The sequence below is a fragment of the Geobacillus sp. FSL K6-3411 genome, assembly GCF_037965715.1.
GTDB classification, from domain to species: Bacteria; Bacillota; Bacilli; order Bacillales; family Anoxybacillaceae; genus Geobacillus; species Geobacillus thermodenitrificans.
Genome location: NZ_CP150187.1, coordinates 2,479,683 through 2,498,627 on the forward strand (window position 1 = coordinate 2,479,683; position 18,945 = coordinate 2,498,627).

Consider the following 18,945-nt stretch of genomic DNA (forward strand, 5'->3'; position numbering starts at 1 on the left):
CGATTTTCTTCATCGAGGGTGTCGCAATCACACCGTTCCTTACCTAGTATGCCCATTGCTGCAAAAATTGCCGCGTCCGCTCGCGCCCGTAATCGATAAGATTTCGCCGCACCTCCGGATCGACAGAAAACTCGGTCGAAATGACGTTTTTTACCGGTAAAAAGACGATATTTTTTTCATGGCGGCGGGAAATGTAGCGGGCGTCATGCGCCTCTTTCATCGCTTCAAACAGCGCCTCATACAAATGTAAAGCATTGGAGATTTTTTGTCTTGGTCGCTCGCCTGGCTTAGCGCTCAGCTGGATGCCAAGCACCGGTCGCTTTTTCGTCCGCTTTTCCTCATCAAAGAGAAAAAGCGGAAAGTTGCTCAACACCCCCCCATCGACGATGAGAGCCGTACCGTTTTTCCCTTGGAGGCGAACCGGCTCGAAAAAATAAGGAATGCTAACGCTCATCCGCACCGCTTTGGCGACGGAAAACGAGCTCGGGTCAATGCCATATTCGTTTAAATCGTCCGGCAGCACGACGATGCGACCGTTTGTGACATCAGAGGCGACGATATACAAACTGCCGGCCGGCACATCTTGAAACGTCCGCACCCCACGGGCGGCAAGCACCGACTCAAGCCACTGTTCAAGCACTTTTCCTTCATAAAGACCGAGATGCCAATAGAGACGCACCCACTTCCAGATGGAAAAGGGAAGCCATGACGCCGATTCATCCAAAAACTGCTTAAGTTCCAACTCCCCAAGCAAGTCCGCGATCTCGCGAGCACTGTAGCCTGCCGCTAGCAGCGCGGCCAACATCGCCCCCGCACTCGTCCCGGCAAGCCGTTTCCAGCGCAGCCCTTTTTCCTCAATGGCCTCATACGCTCCAATCAAGGCAAATCCTTTCACTCCACCCCCAGAAAAAACGATATCGATGTCCACTGCTGCCTCCCCCTTCTCACCGTTTTATACAATATGTAAGAAAAAGGAGAGGCGTTTAGTACGGAAAACAAAAAAGAGCAAGCAACGGGCTTACTCTCCTTGTTCATTGCGCTTTTGGATATTGCGAAGCGCTTCTATGCGGCGTTCGTCCTCTTGAAAATATTGCACTAAATCGCCAATTCGGTCGATGGCGTTCCAGCTCAAATGATGTTCAATCCCTTCCACGTCGTGGTAAATGTTTTCCTCGTTGACACCAATCAAACGAAGAAACTGCTCAAGCAGCTCATGACGATAAACGAGCCGCTGGCCAATTTTCTTCCCTTTCGGCGTCAAAACGAGACCACGGTATTTTTCATACACTAAATATTCATCCTTATCGAGCTTTTGCACCATTTTCGTCACCGAGGAGGGATGGACGGACAACGCCTCCGCGATATCAGAGACGCGGGCATAGCCCTTCTCTTCAATCAAAATATAAATTTGTTCAATATAATCTTCCATGCTCGGTGTCGGCAACGTTTGTCCCCTCCTGCCATGTTCACCTGCCATAGCATAACGAAGCCATTCCATCCATGACGATTCGTATCCCCTGGACTTCCTGACAGGCAAAAAAATAGCAATCAATACCATTATATCATACAGAGGGGATTACGTAAAATATTGCACATAAGCGCCCGGAAAAAACTGTTCAATATAGCGGCGCATTGTGTCTTCGAGCTCCTTCGCTTCCTCGTCACGATACACATACTTGCCGATCCCATATCTCCCCCATTTGTACTTCCGCTTCGTCTCATCAAGGTCAAGTCTCGTTTTCGGATATCGTTGCTCAATCACTCGTTTCGCCGGCTTGGTAAACCGGTGTTGAATAAGCTCAAACGTCAAATCCGACAAGTCCATCCCTTCCAATTGCCGAGCGAGCTCCTGAAACAATTCGAAATACCCTCGTTCCCAACCTTCATGCCGGTAAATCGGCGCGACGACAAAGCCAAGTTTATAGCCGGCGCCGGCCACTTTGCGCGCCGCTGCAAGCCGCCCGTCAAAGGAGGACGTTCCCGGCTCGAAATGGTTGATGACATAGCGGGAGTTGATGCTGAAGCGAAACCGCGTCTTACCGTTATGCCGGGCATCCAATAAATGGTCAACATGCTCATATTTCGTCACAAACCGGAGCCGGCCGTAGTCGGTCGCACCAATAAACTCGATCGCTTTTTTCAGCGAATGGGTCAAATGATCAATCCCGACAATGTCGGACGTGCACGCCGCCTCGAAACGGGTGATCTCGGGCGCGCGCTCGTTAATATATTTTTGTGCCTGCGCGAAAATGTCGTCCAAATTGACATACACGCGAATGTACGGCTTGCTTCCTAATGTCGTTTGCAAATAACAATAATGACAATGGCCCATGCATCCGGTCGCCAATGGAATCGCATACTCCGCGGACGGCTTCGAGGAATCGAATTTCAGCGTCCGCCGTACACCAACAACGAGCGTCGATTTCGCGTTTCGATACCGCGCCAGCTCCGTCTCTCCAGGAATGCCGCGCACTTGGTTGTGTGACGTCGTCTCCCGAATCTCAATTCCCATTTGCGTAAATTTCTCATACAGTTCTTTCCCGAGCGGATACGACAACGCCTCCGGCTCGAAATACACAAGTTTGGGCACAAACGGTTTCATTCATTTCCCTCCATGTTCTCCGTATTTGATGTTAGTATGATTCAAGGATGGAGGGAAATCGCGTGCTTCTTTTGCTTGGCATCATTTTTCATGGAAGGCTCATTACCCCCAATTTGATATGTTCATCTCCCAGCGAAACCAACGACCATGCCCATCGGTTTCAGCCACGATTTTCCGATATTCTCGGCCGTCAATCATGCCATCCAGATGCAATTTCCGATCCCACATGTTGTTATACACATGGAACAAATCCCGCTGACAGCCGATTTCGTGAATCTGTTCCATCAACATATGTTTTGCCTCCTCGGACATTTGGTTTGCGACATGCGTATGGAAAATGCAAACAACAGTATCCGACGGAACTTGTGCCACGATCTCAGCAAGAAGTTTGACCCCGTCCCCCTCGATCAGGCGCACCGGCATTTGTTCAAGTCGACGGGCCGCTTGTGCAAACAGTTGGCGCCGATCATGATGTTCAGGCCAAATGAGCGCCTCCATCCATCGTCGATCATCCTCTTTTTTCAAGTCAATCACATGCAAATCGATACCGATCCGTTCGGCAACCGGCGGGCTTTCCAGTAATAAAAAAGGCGACCTGTCTCCATGAATGTTTGAGGTAATAAGAACATCAGAATATACATTTCCATAGGAACCTTGCTGTCCATAATTGTACCGGTACTGATCCCACACCAGTTGCAAACCGGCGCTTGTGCCAATTTCAATGAGTGACAAAGGCTTTTTCACTTGTTCGTAAATCCAGCAAAAAACAGGATATAAATACGAACAGCGCCGGACTTCATTTGTTTGCACGAGCCGATAAGCCAATATGTCTTTCAGATCTTCCCAGTAACAAAGGCAAAAATCACGGAAATAAGGAAAAGCAGTTGCCGGCGGCCGTGGCTTCTTAACGATACTTCCGTAAAACTCTCGCAACTCATGTTCATACCCTTTCAACAGCAAATCATGTACTGCCCCAAACAACAAGTTGGGAACTGGCTGGCCGCTGCGAGCGTGCGAAGCAAGACAGAGAAGCTTCTCATCTGCAGCGATGTGAAAAGAGAGATGTTCATACAACGGACTAGATCCTCGGCATTCATGGACGGCAAAACGCCGAAACCGTTCGGCAATCCATGCGAAATTCAAGTTGATCCCCTCGTTTCTTCAACCTTTCACAAACTTCTTTGCGTCTCGATCGGAATCCAACGAACCAATTCGATCCTTTCGCTCACTATTTCGTTGCCACCGACTCGTTTTCCTCTCAAGCATTTATCCGACTTTGCGATACACCATGATAAGCGCGCAACCGCAAAAAAACTAAACGGACGAGAGAGAGTTACGCTGTCTCGCGAGCTGATTGATCGCTTCGTGCAGTGTTGAAGGAAAAACGGCAACCGATTCATAAACGAGTTGACCGCCTCGGGGAACGGCAAATCCATCGTGAGGACAAGCTGGATCATTTCATCATCGAGGTGCGGAGCCACTTCAAAAAAATCGAAGACGAACTGGCCGACCATCGCCGTATGTTTGAACGATTGTCGAATGATTGATGCAACACGAACATCGTCATCGAATACGTGAACGGCAAAGTTAGTCAACATGACACCAAATTTTATCCGCTCAAAAGCAGTTCGAACGTCAAACTACAAAGGAAAAGCGCATACGCTCTAGCCCCTGGCTTATCGGAAGTTGTCTTCTAACTTTCATAGAACTTTCGATGCTATCCTCCCTAGATTCGATACTATATAAATTGAAATAAAGGTTTTCTCCCGTTCCACGGCGAATAAATACAAAGAGAAAATAGGGGAACGGAGAGAAAATATGATGCCAAATCACAAAGACGAGATCGAAAAGTTGTCCACTGCCATGAAAGAAGCAAAAAGTAAACGAGCATATGAACGCTACCAAGCGATTTATCTTCATTTGCAGGGATATACCAAAGGAGAAATCGCAACGATTATTGGTCGATCCAAGAAAACTATTTATAACTATATTCATGCCTACGCCCAGCGCGGTCTTGATGGACTGGAGATGAAATACTCACCTGGCGCCCCACGTCGATTGACCCCTGAGCAGGAAAAAGAGCTGGCTTTGATCATTGAACATCAGCTCCCCGTAGATGTGGGATTCGAAGCAAAATATAATTGGACGCTTGCGATAATCGCTGAACTCATTCAACAAAAGTGGGGGCCAACATACACGCTTCGCGGAACAAGTGACATTCTGCATCGGTTAGGGCTAAGCTATACGAAACCGACCTATACACTAGCCAATGCCGATGAAGAGAAACAAAAAGAATTCGTCGAAATCACCTTCCCTGAAGTAAAAAAAAACTGGTAGATGGGAACATCGCCCATGTCCTCTTTCAAGATGAGTCGATGATTCGTGATTACCAAGCGATTCAAAAAACATGGTTTGTCAAAGGAAAACAACGAATCATTCCGACGTTTGGAAAACATCAAGGGCTGAAGCTGATTGGCACGTTGAACTACGAAACAGGGGAAGTGTTTTGCATCGAAGAAGAATGCTATGACGCGGAAACATTTCTTCGATTTCTTCAACTTGTGTTAGAACGCTATCCCACAGGCAAAATAGTGATGATTTTAGATAACGCTCGAATTCACCATGCCAAACTCATTCAGCCATTTTTAAAAGAACACGAAGATCGGTTAGAGCTCGTCTTTTTGCCACCATACAGTCCGCAATTGAACTTGATTGAAGGGCTATGGAAATGGCTGAAATCAGACGTGATTTACAACGTGTTCTATTCGAGTGTGCAAGAAATTAGAAAGAATGTCCAAGCCTTTATTCAGCGAATCAACCAGAAACCAGAACAAACGATCGATCGTTTGTGTGTTCAGTTGTAAATCTTTAATTCAACTTATATAGTATGGTTTAGGGAGGAAGGAAAATCGCTCTCTTCTTTCATTTGACATCATTTTTCGACCGCGTCTAGATCACCTGCACCTTAAAAATTATTCTAACTAAACAAAAAATTTTTTGTTTCTACCTTGTTAAGGCACGAAATGTAAGATACAATAACATTACATTTTGTTAAAAGAATTGGAGGGATTGTATGAAGTTATCGTTAAAAATCATTATCGCACTCGTACTTGGATCCATCGTCGGACTGGCCTTCAACCTTCTTTTCCCCCAATCATTTGATATAGTCAACACATATGTGTTTACGCCTCTCGGTAAACTCTTTTTAAATTTAATTAATATGATCGTCGTACCTATCGTCTTTTTTTCCATCGTATTAGGGACAGCCGGACTAGGAGATCCAAAAAAACTCGGACGAATCGGAATCAAAACCATTTCGTATTTCCTCATCACTACAGCCATCGCCATTGTTATCGGCATTTCATTAGCGTTAGTAACCAAACCTGGGAGCGTCGGCGACTTTAACATCAGCCAGGCTCAATTTGAACCAAAAGAGGCACCACCTGTGTCAGAAACTTTATTAAACATTATTCCAAAAAACCCTGTTCAAGCGTTTGCAGAAGGAAACATGCTGCAAATTATCGCTTTTTCCATCTTTGTCGGGTTTGCGCTTTCGATGTTGCGAGAAAAAACAGCTGGCTTGTTCAAACTCATGGAGCAAGGCAATGAAGTGATGATGTATTTAGTCACTGTCATTATGCGGTTTGCCCCGTATGGTGCATTCGGCTTAATCGCCTCCGCCGTCGGCAGCCAAGGAATGGACGCCATCCGCTCGATGGGAATGTACATGTTTGTCGTTCTTTTCAGTTTGATCCTTCATATGCTGTTCACATACGGCTCATCGCTCTACCTGTTTGCCAAGCGCAATCCGTTCTCCTTTTTCAAACAGTTCGCTCCGGCGATGGGAGTGGCGTTCAGCACATCGAGCAGTAACGCGACACTGCCGATTTCAATGAACGTGGCCCAAACAAAACTCGGTGTGCCTAAACACATTAGCAGTTTCGTGCAGCCATTAGGAGCAACCATCAATATGGATGGCACGGCCATTATGCAAGGGGTCGCCACTATATTTATCGCTCAAGCTTACGGTATTGACCTTACTATCTCGCAATTAGCAACGGTTGTATTAACGGCTGTATTGGCCAGCATTGGAACGGCGGGTGTGCCCGGTGTCGGATTAGTGATGCTGGCGATGGTGCTGAATTCCGTCAACCTCCCTGTCGAAGGGATCGCATTGATCATCGGCATCGACCGGCTTTTAGACATGGCCCGCACTGCTGTCAATACTACCGGTGATGCCGTTTGTGCCGTAATCGTTGCTGAAACAGAGAAGAAGTACGCAGAAGTTGGTACAAAAGCGTCCTAATTAGGACGCTTCAGACTGTTGACAAAATGGGTTTCAGACGAATGTCTGAAACCCATTTTGTTCCATAAATAGACTATGTTTTCAAAAAAAGTGGGTAGGATGGGAAGCCATGCAAAGGAAAAGAAAGGGCGGTGCTTCGCCTTCCATAGGTAATTCGCCAGTTTTTTTAAATTCATGGCAGCACAAACAAGCATCGCCTGCGCCTCATTTTTTTCCAATCCCCGGTAATGCGTCCAGCGCAGACCATGCTTCTCTTTCATATCGGCGAAATCCCGTTCAATCGTCTCTTTTCGGAGGGCATAGAGTTCCCGGTATTCCGGAACATACCGCAAATGCTCTGCTTCTTCATAGTAGTCCTGCCATACGTGGCGAGTGACTACTTTGGTGTAGCTCTTGCTTTGCGTGCACTGATGAAGATACGGACAGCTTCGGCACACCGCCGGGTCCGATTTGTATTCCCGGTACCCTTCCCGATTCGTAGTAGAGTAAGATAGAACTTGATCATTGGGGCATAGATAACAATCAAAATATTCGTCATACACAAAATCTGATTTCCGAAAGAATCCATCTTTTGTTTTCGGGCGAGTGTACGGCCAAATCGGCTTTACCCCTTGTTCGAGTAAATACTTGGCAATGGCAGGAGTTTTATATCCTGCGTCTACACACACGGCTTCCGGACATGATTGGATTTCCCGTTTCACTCGTTCGAACAGCACAAAAAACGCTTGACTGTCATGGACGTTGGCTGCCGTCACGTAGGTCTGTAGAATCCATCCGTTGCGATCACAAGCTGTATGATACGAATAGGCAAACACTCGCTCCCGTTCATTTTTCACCAACAGTCCGCTCTCCGGATCCGTTTTGCTTACTTTTACTTCCCGTTTTTTTTTTTCTCAGATGGCAACGGCGATTTTCCATGAGCGATCCGATCCCGTTCGATTTCTTTTTCGAGTTCCTGTTGGTAGGCTTTGGCTTCGACTTCTGCCATTTCCGTTGTAAACTTCTTTTTATTGGCGCTTGCTTTGACATGAGTGGAGTCTACGTACAAGACACTCGAATCTACCAATCCGTGTTCAAAGGCTTCTTTTAAAATCCGTGAAAAAATTTGATGGAATACATCCGTTCCAGCGAAACGACGCGCATAGTTTTTACTTGGCGTCGAGTGATGAGGAACGGGATCATGAAGACTAAGTCCTAAAAACCAACGGTAGGCGACGTTGGTTCGGATTTGTTCGACGGTTTCACGCATGGAGCGAATCCCAAATACATACTGAATCAAATACATTTTAAACAACATCACTGGATCAATGCTCGGACGTCCATGATCAGGAGAGTAGAGATCTTTCACCACATCATAGATAAAAGAAAAATCAATGGCCGCATCCAGCTTTCTTACCAAGTGATCCTCTGGAACCAGATCATCCAGTTTCACCGTGGTTTCGGTATAGCGCCCATCTTCTTGGTGTGGCCGAAGCATCGTTCCTTTCCTCCATTTCTCCCTCGTCTTACCTTCATAATAAAACAGCTTGTCGACTTTGTCGACAAGCTGAAGCGTCCTAATTAGGACGCTTTTTTTCTTCCTTCGTTCACACTGTGAATCCATAGGGAAAAGACGCGAAGCCATTTTAAAAAACAAGAACGAGCGAACCGGCGAGCATTGCATATTAACACAATGCAAACATTGAATACGTGAGTAGCAAAATCGGCCAGCATGACCACCGAAATCTACCAATTGAAAAAGCAGCTCGAACTTCAAAACGTAAGGGAAAAGCATATGCCCTATGACTAGCACATACACGCTAACTACTTGACTTATCCGCGCTTGCGGACGCGGAAATTGTCTTCTAACAGCACCCAGTTTTCCGGATACGGATACCCGAGCACCCAGTAGCTGATTCCACGCAACCTGTATTCTTTCACCAGCTCAAACTTCGCCAACGCGCTGCGAGCATCCTCAAACCATACTTCGTGACGGCGTCCTTGCTCATCCGTGTAGCGATAAAACGGCGAGGCGGCCACAGGGTCGTACTGAATGGATGCTCCGTAGCGAATGGCGCGCTCCACAGCTTTTTGCGGGCTGAACGTTTCTGCCTCTTGTCCTTGCACGTGCGGCAACACCCAATCACGGGCATAAATTTGAAACCCCATCATGATTTTCTCTCGCGGGATCGCCGTCACGGCATAATCAAGTACGCGCCGAATTTGATTCACCGGAGAAATCGCTTGCGGCGGTCCAAACCGATAGCCCCACTCATACGTCATGAGCACGACGAAATCGGCGATGCGCCCGTGAGCTGGATAATCGTGCGCTTCATACAGCAATCCTTTTTGTTCCGCGCTGACTTTGGGCGCGAGCGATGTCGATAGCAAATATCCTTCCGCGTGAAGCCGAGCTGCCGCCCGCCGCAAAAACGCATTGTACCGCTCACGGTCGGACGGGTAGACATTTTCAAAATTAACATTCAACGCCCGGTACCCTTTCGCTCGCATCACTTGAATGATATTGTCAAGCAACCGCGTTTGCAGTGCAACGTCAGCTAAAATCGTTTGCGCTAGCCGCGAGCCTGGGTCTTCGTACGTAAAATTCGTGATCGTCATCATCGGCACGATGCGCGCAGCAGAGGCGGCCTGAATGATCGCCACATCATTGATGGGATTCAGCCCACCATCAGCGCGCATCGTATAGGCAAACGGGGCGGCATATGTCAAATGGCGGCCAACTTCACGCACTTGTTCCGCCCCTTTCTCCCCCTGGTCGATCGTAAATGCATTCACGTCAATGATCGGTTTGGCTGGTGGAATGACAAGCCGCTGTCCGGGAACGATCATATTCGGATCGGCAATCGGATTAAACTCAATGATTTGCTGGACGCTGACCTGGTAGGCGGCGGCAATTTGCCCTAACGTTTCCCCCGCGCGCACCGTATGAATGCGAGCCGGGATCAACAATGCTGTGCCTGGATAAATGAGCGCCGGGTTGGCGATTCGGTTCGCCTGTACGATCGCTTCGACCGTCACTCCATACGAATGGGCGATCTGCCATAACGTTTCCCCTGCACGAACGGTATGATAGCGATACGGCACCGGAATGACAACCGCTTGCCCGGTAGCAAGCCGATTCGGATCGCTCAGCTCATTGGCAGCAATGAGCCGCTCGAACGGGACACCGTAGCGGCGGGCCAGCTGCCAAAGCGCTTCCCCGCGCTGGACGACATGAATAATCATCGCCACTCCCCCCTTCGTTTCTCCTCTCCTTTTATCACTATATTTTTCCTCCTCTTTTTTATGTAAAAAAAAGAGGATGTCCCAAAAGTGTTCGCATAGCGTTCGCTTTTGGGGCACTTTTTTGGGCAAAAAAAGAAGAAAACCGTTCCTTTTTTGGTATAATAGAGTCACCACAACCCTACCAAGAAAGGACGGTTTTCTTATGTACATTTATTATAACCGAGATCAACTCATTTTGCCAATGGATCTTGAAATTCTCATTCCCAAACATCATCTTTGCCGGATCGTGGATCTAGCCGTGGAAAAAATGGATCCAGCTCTGCTCGTTTCCCTCTATCCCGGCGGAGGCCGCCCAGCCTATCATCCGAAAATGATGTTGAAAGTCATCCTGTATGCCTACGCCAATCGGATCTATTCCTCTCGCCAAATCGCCAAGCAATTGAAAGAAAACATTTATTTTATGTGGCTATCCGGCCATCAAACACCGGATTTCCGCACCATCAACCGATTTCGGTCGGAACGGATGAAGGACATCATTTACGAAACGTTTTTCTCCATTGTCGATCTTCTGCGTCAAGAAGGGTTGGTCAAACTAGAGGATTACTTTCTGGATGGAACGAAAATCGAGGCCAGCGCCAACAAGTACACGTTCGTTTGGCGCAAATCAACGGAAAAGTACGATCAGAAGTTGGAGGAGAAATTCCGGAAAATCGTAGCCTCGATCGAACAGGTGGTAAAAGAGGATGAAGAGTCGGAACAAGAAGGAGATTTTCAAGAAAAGCTGGAAGCTTCACCGATCACGTCTGAAAAGATCGAAGCCGTGATCGAACAAGTGGAAGAACATCTAAAGAAAGAGCCGAAGAATCGCACGTTAAAGAAAGCAAAACAGCAATTGGAACAAGACATTCTCCCCCGTAAGAAAAAATATGAAGAATACAAAAAAGTGTTAGGCGAACGAAACAGTTTTTCGAAAACGGACCCCGATGCGACGTTTATGCGGATGAAAGACGACCATATGAAAAACGGCCAGCTCAAACCGGGATATAATGTGCAGATAGGGACAGAGAACCAATTCATCACTGGATTTAGCGTGCATCAACGGGCGGGGGATGCCGGATGCTTCATTCCACATTTGGAGCAATTGGCCGCCTATGGGCGTCCCATGCCTAAACGAGCGATTGCGGATTCCGCCTATGGGAGTGAGGAGAACTACACGTACTGCGAGAAAAAGCAGATCGTCGCGCTGATCAAGTACAACACATTGGACCGGGAACAAACGAAAGCGTGGGCGAAAGAGATCGGCCGAATCGAGAACATGACGTACGATGAGGAATTGGATGAGTGGATTTGCGCGAAAGGGGAACGGCTGGTGTTTGTGTATAAACGGAAGGAAACGACCGACAACGGGTACGTCATCGTCAAACGGACGTATCGTTGTACAGCATGTGCCGGATGCCCGTTTCAAGCAGCATGTGCCAAAGGCAAAGACACGAAAACCATCCGCGTTTCCTTGAAAAATCAACAACAACGGCAAGAAATCCGGAAACGGCTGTCCACGGAAGAAGGGGCGACGACATATCGAAGACGGCAAATCGAAAACGAGCCGGTGTTTGGGCAAATCAAGCATAATCAGCAATTTCATCGGTTTTCATTGAGAGGCCTCCCAAAAATTACCTTGGAGTGGGGTCTAGTTTGTGCTGCCCACAATTTGAGAAAGTGGGCCACAACGACCGACCCAACAAGGAAAAAATAGGATAAAATTCGGAAATAAGGAGAAATTCCTGCCTCAAAAAAGGAATAAATAACCAAATGGTAAGAAAAAGAAACAGAGGCTACTCTCAAAAGGTCGGTTTAGACGACCTTTTGAGACAGCCTCTTTGTTGCAAGTATATCAGGGTCAAGTCCAAATTATTGTGTAAATTCCCCTTTGATAGACAACATGGACCTGATGACTTGACGTATGGTAGGTAAGACCGGAAAGTCTCCCTGCCGGTCGCCTTCCCGGACAAATGATCATGTTGTCAAGGAACAGGCGTGTCAAGGAGCTTTCGCGGCATATCCTCACTTCGCTCCGGTATTCCACGTTCTCCTTGACACGGCGTAGAGGTTATCCCACTCTCTTGATCGCCGGAGCCTCCTGATTCACCGATCGGACTCCTTGCTCTTTCGTTTTCCGCCACTGCCAATATTCAGCCATATCCAAGTATTTGCGCCCTGACATCCATTTTTCATCGATTTCGATCAACACGGCACCAACGAGGCGATACACCGATTCCCGGTTCGGAAAGATGCGGATGACCCGTTCTCTGCGACGAATTTCTTCGTTCAGCCGTTCCACTCCGTTGGTCGTGCGCAGACGCCGACGATAACGGTCCGGATAGTCCAATACGGCGGTGGCGTCTTCGAATCCCTCTTCGAGGATTTGCATGGCTTTTGGGGCTTTTTCTTCCCATTTGGCCAGCACTTGTTCCAATAACAGCCGGGCCGTTTGCTTATTTGGAGCATGAAGAATCCCACGAATCTCCTCGAGCAAGGCATCCTGCATATACTTTGGTGCGGCATCGAGGATATTGCGAATAAAATGTGTCTGGCATCGTTGCCATGTAGCGCCTTGGAAATGCTTTTCAATGGCTTGCACCAGCCCACCGTGCTGATCCGAGATGATCAAGTCCACTCCCCGGAGTCCCCGGTCTTTCAGCCATCCGAAGAACTCGCTCCAGCTGGACTCCGATTCACTGTTTCCGATTTGCAGGCCAAGAATTTCTCGATATCCTTCCTCATTCACTCCTGTAGCGATCAACACGGCTCTGGAGCGTACTCGTCCATCCTCCCGGACTTTCGTATAAATAGCATCTACTAGCACAAACGGATACACGTGTTCATGAAGGGAACGATAATTCCAGTCTTGGATAATCGGATCCAGTCCCTTGCACAGTGAGGAGACCGTGGATTTGGAAAACGAAGTGCCGCATAATTCCTCCGTGATTTGAGTGATTTTTCGGGTAGACACCCCGTTTACCACCATTTCCATTAGTGCCAGTACCAGTGCTTGTTCGCTCCGTTGATACCGTTGGAACAGTTCCGTAGAGAACTCCCCATCTCTTGTCCGTGGAACGCGCAAGGTCAACCGTCCCACCCGGGTCGTCAGCTGGCGTGGATACGAACCGTTTCGATAGCCTTTTCGTTCTTCCGTTCGTTCATAACGGCGAGCTCCCAGCTGTTCTTCTACTTGTGCCTCGAGGATTTGATTGAGGACTTGTTCCAATAGCTTAGCTAATCCCTCATCTCTGGTGAATAACCCGTGCAAAAGTTCATCATTTAGGGTAATATGATATTGAGCCATGGTTGCATTCCTCCTTATGTTTGGTGTTTTTGGTCCACTGTTTATTCTACCAAAGGGGAAGCAACATGGCTCTTTTTCTATTTCCCTTTTTACACAATTATATGGACTTAACTGTATATCAGTTCTGAAAATGGCTAATTTGTTTAAATTTCTTTTGAATATATACGTAAATGTTTATTTCTATTTCAAGTCGAGAGTTTTCATTTTATCTAATTCATTTTTTCTTTTCTTATATAGATATTTTCGGCCACTTTGCCATTCAGCAATAAGAAAAAGCAAACCGAGCAATAAATAAAGGACATACGCAATAGCATTTTCCATTCGCTCGGATATTAACATCCATGTTAACACCACAATATAAGCAACTGGCAGAATTGCCCCCCAATATGCACGATTCCTCGTCGAAAGGAAGAATTGAACTGCTAAAACACCAGCAACAATAAACACTCCGTAAGCTCCAAGGTCCATTATCTCTCCCCCTTTTCCTGTTTATATTTTTCAATAATTAATTTAGCTACTTCTACGCTTATTTGATCATCAATGGATAGACGCTTGATAAACTTAATAAACTCCTCATTTTCTAATGAATCATTCACTTTTATTTTTTCGATTAAACGATCAAGCCTAAGTCTTACGGTTGGATACGATACTTCATACATCTTCGCCATTTCTTTTAAAGAACCTGAGCTCAAAACAAAATTTTTAATAAATTCCAAATCCTCGTTTTCCAAGGATAAAACCCAATTTGGGATATGATTTATATCCATATTCTCCCTCCTCTCTTTTATATTATCAATTTAACTTTAACATACTTATTAAATAAATTAAAGTGTTTTTTTATTTTTTTAAATATATTATTAATGTGTTTTTTAAATAAAAAAGATTCAAACTGTATTACATTCAAAAGGACTCTTTTTAAAACAAAACTTCTCATTTTTGTTCAATAATAAAAAAACAACCTCTTATGTTTCACAATACATAAGAGGTTGTTTTATCGGACTTTATGATCAATGATCCAACACTTTAAATTTACATACTCAACCGATTACAGCCCGCATTTTAGCTGAGCGCCGCAGCTCGTGCATGTATTGCAGCCACCGATTTCTTCGATCGTCCCTTCGCGGCAAATCGGGCAAATGTTGCCAATTTCCGAGCCGATCGTCACATCAGTGGAGCGCACATCTTGAATCGTATCGACAAGAACGACAGTGCGTTTCTTCGCTTGTTCTTCTGTCTCTTCCGGAATGAGCTCCAGCTGCTCTTCGACCGTATTTTCTTCCGCTTTCAGCGTCAACACTTGCGCATCACGGCTGCCGTCAACATAGACGGTACCGCCTTTCGCGCCGCAGCGCCACAGCCGCTCATACACTTTTTGTACTTGCTCGACCGTGTAACCTTTTGGCGCATTGACCGTTTTCGACAAGCTCGAGTCGACCCAGCGCTGAATGATGCATTGCACATCAGCATGCGCTTCCGGTGACAAGTCCATCGCCGTCACAAACCAATGCGGTAAATGGTTCGGGTCGGCTTCCGGATGCTTGTCTAAATATTCTTGGACGATATCGGCCTTCACTTCGATAAATTTGCCGAGGCGGCCGCTCCGGTAGTATGCGAACGAGAAGTACGGCTCAAGCCCGGTCGAGACGCCGACCATCGTTCCGGTCGATCCCGTTGGCGCCACCGTCAGCAAGTGCGAGTTGCGAATGCCGTATTGTAAAATATCTTGGCGAATGTCTTCTGGCATCCGTTTCATGTAGCCGGTGTTGATGAACGCTTCGCGCAGTTGACGCGTTTCTTCTTCCGTCTCGCCGACAAGGAACGGGAAGCTGCCTTTTTCTTTCGCCAGTTCGATCGACGCTCGGTAAGCGGTTGTGGCGATCGTTTGGAACAATTCATCCACGAGTTGATTTCCTTCTTCAGAACCGTACTCTTTTTCACAGTAAATGAGCAAGTCAGCCAATCCCATAACGCCAAGGCCGATGCGGCGCTCACCAAGCGCTTGTTTTTTATTTTCCTCAAGGAAATACGGCGTTGCGTCAATAACGTTGTCTTGCATTCGCACGCCAATCTCGACGGTGCGTTTCAGTTTTTCATAGTCGACGACTTTCCGCTCTTTATCGACCATGTTCGCCAAGTTGATGGCGGCAAGGTTGCAGACAGAATATGGTGCTAAAGGTTGTTCCCCACATGGGTTAGTTGCAACAACTTTTTGTCCGTACGCACGGGCGTTCGTCATATCATTCGCATTGTCGATGAAGAAAATGCCTGGCTCGGCGGAGTACGTCGCGCAAATGTTGATCAGCTTCCATAGCTCACGGGCGCGGATTTTCCGGTAGACGCGGACACGGTATCCCATTTTTTCCCATTCGCGCACATCGCCAACTTCATGCCATTTTTCGTTATAAATGCGCATTTCTTCTTCGGAATAGGTTTCTACATCCGGGAAGCGCAGTGCATATTCATCGTCGTTTTCGACCGCCTCCATGAACTCTTTTGTTAAGCAGACCGAAATATTCGCACCGGTTAAAAAGTCGGGGTTATGGACGGTATATGTACCGCCGGTGCGCAGTTTTTCTTCGGCGTCTTTAATGATTTCTTCGGTAAATCCACCGTAGTCAGGCTCGTTTTTGTACCGGACAATCGCTTCGTACATCACTCGTTCCCGATCGGTAAGCGGCGTAAATTTCAGCTTATCGCGCGCCGCTTTTTGAATGGCTTCATCTTCGGTATTTTCGAGCAGGTAGCGCAAGATGCGTGGGTTTTGCATTTTCGAGACGATAAATTCGATAATGTCCGGGTGCCAGTCGGCAAGCATGATCATTTGGGCGCCGCGCACATTGTTACTCGCTCGCTTCTACGAGCGGGCTAGGTCATTTCTGCCTAGCTCTCCGCCTTTCGGTCGGAGATCAGACTATATCATCAGGGAAGAGAATATCTCGTATTTACGGTTTAACCTAAGGATAAGCCTGATTCGGGGTTTTGATATTAGAAAAACAGTTCTCGTTATAACGATATTTTTTACTGCTAACTTACCAGCCTCTCCAGGTGCTCTAGTTTGGAATACTCCTTGCTCTTTATTCCATCTCATTAAGGTTCCCCTGGAAATCCCCAACATCATGGCGATTTTAACGTGACGATATCCCTCTTCATGTAGATACTTCGCTTTTTTCATTATCTCTTCCCTGTCTCGCGCCTCGTATCCCCGTTGCCGCGGGATACGATTTACTCCTTCCATAGCCCTCCCCCACGAAACCGTGTTCGTTATCCTGAGTGTACCGAGGGCTGTAGGAAGTTTCAATAGTCGTTGAACCTTCATCTCCGTTTCCAGAGATGCTCGGCTGCTGGTTGCCCATTGTTGCATCCAACTTGTTTTCCAACCGTCACGTCTGCTGTCACCAGCTCCGTTGTGGTCAAGTTGGCTTTAGGGTGTTCCAGCAATTCGCGAGATTTTACTCCCGCCGTTTTGCGCCCTAGTCAACGGGAGCCACCTTGCTCAACAAGGTGGGTCAGTTTGGCAATATCATCAAGCCAAGAAACCGATCCAGATGATTTACCGTTTACCCCGCGCGCGAGCGTATGGCGTGGCCGCAATGTCGAACCGTTCGTGCCAACCCCGCCGCCGCGGCTCATAATTTCCATTACCTGCTTTCGGTGTTCGGAAATGCCTTCCCGCGAATCTTTCACAAACGGCATCACATAGCAGTTAAAATACGTCACTTCCTTGCCCGAACCCGCTCCGTACAACACGCGCCCGGCCGGGACAAAGTTCATGCTCGAGAGTTCCTCATAAAATTTTTGGAACCACTCGTTGCGCTTTTCCTCTGTTTTCTCTACAGCAGCCAGCCCAGTTGCGTTCCGTTTCGCGATTTGTTCATAAAAAATTTCCAGCGGCTTGTCGATAATGTCAAGCGAGCGGAGCACAATGCCCGTTTCTGCCTCCTCGCCTTCAAGCACATGCCGGTATTCATCATCAATCAACACGCGCGCTTTTTTCGCGTCCCAGTCGATATCGACAATAAAGCCGAGGCCACGAGCTGGAAATTTCGGATCCTCCTTGATCGTCAATACGACAAAATCGCCCGGCGCCAACGTCAGCTTTTCCGTATCCTTAAACGAATACCGGTCAAGCATTACTAGACGGGACACGCCTTTATGAGTGATGTGCATGTCCGGCGTAATCGGATGCACTTGCGGAAACAAACGAATATCCTCGTTTAGCTTCTCAATATTAATTTTCATTTTTTCGGACGACGCCACCGTCATTCTCCTATCTCTCCTCTTTTATATAATCTCTCACGTTTTGGCAAAGTTGTCCTGTCTTCTCTACCTTACCATACAAAACAGAAAAAAACAATATATAGTATGATTTTTAAAGAAAATCATACTATATATTGTGATTTAGAACAAATGATTTCATTTTTGTCAAGCAGAAAAAAAGGCAAAAAACGGCGAAAAGCGGAGAAAACCAGATGGATGATGCCGTTTTTGCCGGAAAATGAACGATTTTCCACATTGCTGCTTAGCGCTTAAAGTTCCATTCATCGCTTTCGTACTTTGTCCGCGCCAGCTCCTCGACATACGCCAACTCTTCAGCCGTCAGCGTATATGGCTCCAACAAGATGTCCAAACCTTTTTCAAACCCTTTGTAAAACGCCTCTTTCGCTTCCTCAATCGTTACCGTTCGCTCCGTCAGCTCGTTGATCGCGACCGCCTTGTTTTTAAAATTGCGCTGCAGCCGCTCTTTCACCCGCTCATTCGGATATTTAAACAAGCTGAACAGCAAGTCTTCGTCCAAATCAAGCAAAATCGAGCCGTGCTGCAAGATGACGCCTTTTTGACGCGTTTGTGCACTACCGGCCACTTTTCGTCCTTCGACAACGAGTTCGTACCATGATGGTGCGTCAAAGCAAACGGCTGAACGCGGGCTGCGCAAATCCGCTTTTTCTTCTTCGGTTTTTGGCACGGCAAAATACGCGTCAAGCCCAAGGAAGCGAAATCCTTCCAAAATGCCTTGGGAAATGACACGGTACGCTTCCGTCACTGTCTGCGGCATGTCCGGGTGCGATTCTGACACGATCACGCTGTACGTTAATTCTTTGTCATGCAAGACACCGCGCCCCCCGGTCGGACGGCGGACAAAGCCAAGGCCGTGCCTTTTCACCGCCTCTAAATCAATTTCTTTCTCCACTTTTTGAAAATAGCCGATTGACAATGTCGGCGGATTCCAACCGTAAAAGCGGACCGTCGGCGGAATTTTCCCCGCGCTGTGCCAATCCAAGAGCGCCTCATCAAGCGCCATATTAAACGACGGCGAACAGTCGCCGGAATCGATAAAACGCCACACTTCTTTTGCCATCGTTTCACCTTCTCTACGATTTCGAGCATGCGATATAGGGCGTTACAGCGGCTTGTCCGCAAGGCGGATTAGGCCGCCTTCTCTGTCACCTTTACTAGTTTAGCAAACAACGC

14 protein-coding genes and 3 pseudogenes are annotated in these 18,945 nt (G+C 47.2%); 4 read left to right on the forward strand and 13 right to left on the reverse strand.

What is annotated here, in order from left to right:
• Positions 1 to 43: 43 nt before the first annotated feature.
• The 4 genes from NSQ22_RS12615 to NSQ22_RS12630 form a co-directional block, all read right to left on the reverse strand.
• Complete coding sequence (locus tag NSQ22_RS12615; protein ID WP_008879825.1) at positions 44 to 928, reverse strand: patatin-like phospholipase family protein; 885 nt, start codon at positions 926 to 928, stop codon at positions 44 to 46.
• A 90-nt stretch (positions 929 to 1,018) separates the two neighbouring features.
• Complete coding sequence (gene mntR, locus NSQ22_RS12620; protein ID WP_008879826.1) at positions 1,019 to 1,444, reverse strand: transcriptional regulator MntR; 426 nt, start codon at positions 1,442 to 1,444, stop codon at positions 1,019 to 1,021.
• Positions 1,445 to 1,576: 132 nt separating this feature from the next.
• A complete protein-coding gene (splB, locus tag NSQ22_RS12625) occupies positions 1,577 to 2,602 on the reverse strand; it encodes a spore photoproduct lyase (protein ID WP_029761062.1) in 1,026 nt (341 codons plus the stop codon).
• A gap of 102 nt (positions 2,603 to 2,704) precedes the next feature.
• Complete coding sequence (locus NSQ22_RS12630) at positions 2,705 to 3,745, reverse strand: DUF2332 domain-containing protein (protein ID WP_011887789.1); 1,041 nt, start codon at positions 3,743 to 3,745, stop codon at positions 2,705 to 2,707.
• Between the two features lie 230 nt (positions 3,746 to 3,975).
• Between NSQ22_RS12630 and NSQ22_RS12635 the strand changes: the two genes are divergently transcribed.
• The 3 genes from NSQ22_RS12635 to NSQ22_RS12645 all read left to right on the forward strand — a co-directional run bounded on the left by NSQ22_RS12635 (position 3,976) and on the right by NSQ22_RS12645 (position 6,908).
• Positions 3,976 to 4,149 (forward strand): hypothetical protein, encoded by a 174-nt coding sequence (locus tag NSQ22_RS12635; protein WP_223812889.1) that lies wholly within the window; start codon positions 3,976 to 3,978, stop codon positions 4,147 to 4,149.
• A gap of 271 nt (positions 4,150 to 4,420) precedes the next feature.
• Positions 4,421 to 5,466 (forward strand): IS630-like element ISBs2 family transposase gene (locus NSQ22_RS12640; protein WP_076611651.1). Its coding sequence is split into 2 segments (ribosomal slippage): positions 4,421 to 4,924 and positions 4,927 to 5,466, totalling 1,044 coding nucleotides; the frame shifts between segments, so codons are not numbered across the junction.
• A 209-nt stretch (positions 5,467 to 5,675) separates the two neighbouring features.
• On the forward strand, positions 5,676 to 6,908 hold the full coding sequence (locus tag NSQ22_RS12645; protein WP_081157641.1) for a dicarboxylate/amino acid:cation symporter: 1,233 nt from the start codon (positions 5,676 to 5,678) through the stop codon (positions 6,906 to 6,908).
• On the opposite strand, the pseudogene NSQ22_RS12650 reads toward NSQ22_RS12645, so the two are convergent.
• Together NSQ22_RS12650 and NSQ22_RS12655 are read right to left on the reverse strand one after the other, a co-directional pair.
• Positions 6,905 to 8,385, reverse strand: a pseudogene (locus NSQ22_RS12650) (IS1182 family transposase). The gene NSQ22_RS12645 and the pseudogene NSQ22_RS12650 sit on opposite strands and share 4 nt — an antisense overlap.
• Positions 8,386 to 8,720: 335 nt before the next feature.
• Entirely contained in the window at positions 8,721 to 10,133 is a 1,413-nt protein-coding gene (locus tag NSQ22_RS12655) for a LysM peptidoglycan-binding domain-containing protein (protein WP_081157640.1), read from the reverse strand.
• Between the two features lie 202 nt (positions 10,134 to 10,335).
• Here NSQ22_RS12655 and NSQ22_RS12660 point away from each other — a divergent pair, with 202 nt between their 5' ends.
• Entirely contained in the window at positions 10,336 to 11,886 is a 1,551-nt protein-coding gene (locus NSQ22_RS12660) for an IS1182 family transposase (RefSeq protein ID WP_013399800.1), read from the forward strand.
• Between the two features lie 354 nt (positions 11,887 to 12,240).
• Here NSQ22_RS12660 and NSQ22_RS12665 read toward each other — a convergent pair whose 3' ends face one another.
• From NSQ22_RS12665 to NSQ22_RS12695, 7 genes and pseudogenes are all read right to left on the reverse strand, one after another.
• Complete coding sequence (locus NSQ22_RS12665; protein WP_031406929.1) at positions 12,241 to 13,476, reverse strand: IS256 family transposase; 1,236 nt, start codon at positions 13,474 to 13,476, stop codon at positions 12,241 to 12,243.
• A 180-nt stretch (positions 13,477 to 13,656) separates the two neighbouring features.
• A complete protein-coding gene (locus NSQ22_RS12670) occupies positions 13,657 to 13,944 on the reverse strand; it encodes a hypothetical protein (protein WP_008879831.1) in 288 nt (95 codons plus the stop codon).
• Positions 13,944 to 14,243 carry a DUF2089 family protein gene (locus tag NSQ22_RS12675; RefSeq protein ID WP_008879832.1) on the reverse strand — a complete coding sequence of 100 codons (300 nt, stop codon included), beginning with the start codon at positions 14,241 to 14,243 and terminating at the stop codon, positions 13,944 to 13,946. The genes NSQ22_RS12670 and NSQ22_RS12675 overlap by 1 nt, the downstream gene beginning before the upstream one ends.
• A gap of 278 nt (positions 14,244 to 14,521) precedes the next feature.
• A pseudogene (locus tag NSQ22_RS12680) lies at positions 14,522 to 16,354 on the reverse strand (vitamin B12-dependent ribonucleotide reductase); the annotation flags it as partial.
• Positions 16,355 to 16,387: 33 nt separating this feature from the next.
• Positions 16,388 to 16,792, reverse strand: a complete 405-nt coding sequence (locus NSQ22_RS12685) for a hypothetical protein (RefSeq protein ID WP_311088148.1) — start codon at positions 16,790 to 16,792, stop codon at positions 16,388 to 16,390.
• A 161-nt stretch (positions 16,793 to 16,953) separates the two neighbouring features.
• Positions 16,954 to 17,739, reverse strand: a pseudogene (locus NSQ22_RS12690) (ribonucleotide reductase N-terminal alpha domain-containing protein); the annotation flags it as partial.
• A gap of 256 nt (positions 17,740 to 17,995) precedes the next feature.
• Entirely contained in the window at positions 17,996 to 18,832 is an 837-nt protein-coding gene (locus NSQ22_RS12695; protein ID WP_008879836.1) for a biotin/lipoate A/B protein ligase family protein, read from the reverse strand.
• Between the last annotated feature and the right edge of the window lie 113 nt (positions 18,833 to 18,945).

What these genes read in the sequence shown, in the direction of transcription:
- splB (WP_029761062.1), bottom strand. Translation starts at nt 2,602, where the DNA reads ATGAAACCGTTTGTGCCCAAACTTGTGTATTTCGAGCCGGAGGCGTTG.
- NSQ22_RS12645 (WP_081157641.1), top strand. Translation starts at nt 5,676, where the DNA reads ATGAAGTTATCGTTAAAAATCATTATCGCACTCGTACTTGGATCCATC.
- NSQ22_RS12655 (WP_081157640.1), bottom strand. Translation starts at nt 10,133, where the DNA reads ATGATTATTCATGTCGTCCAGCGCGGGGAAGCGCTTTGGCAGCTGGCC.
- NSQ22_RS12660 (WP_013399800.1), top strand. Translation starts at nt 10,336, where the DNA reads ATGTACATTTATTATAACCGAGATCAACTCATTTTGCCAATGGATCTT.
- NSQ22_RS12665 (WP_031406929.1), bottom strand. Translation starts at nt 13,476, where the DNA reads ATGGCTCAATATCATATTACCCTAAATGATGAACTTTTGCACGGGTTA.
- NSQ22_RS12670 (WP_008879831.1), bottom strand. Translation starts at nt 13,944, where the DNA reads ATGGACCTTGGAGCTTACGGAGTGTTTATTGTTGCTGGTGTTTTAGCA.
- NSQ22_RS12675 (WP_008879832.1), bottom strand. Translation starts at nt 14,243, where the DNA reads ATGGATATAAATCATATCCCAAATTGGGTTTTATCCTTGGAAAACGAG.
- NSQ22_RS12685 (WP_311088148.1), bottom strand. Translation starts at nt 16,792, where the DNA reads ATGAAGGTTCAACGACTATTGAAACTTCCTACAGCCCTCGGTACACTC.
- NSQ22_RS12695 (WP_008879836.1), bottom strand. Translation starts at nt 18,832, where the DNA reads ATGGCAAAAGAAGTGTGGCGTTTTATCGATTCCGGCGACTGTTCGCCG.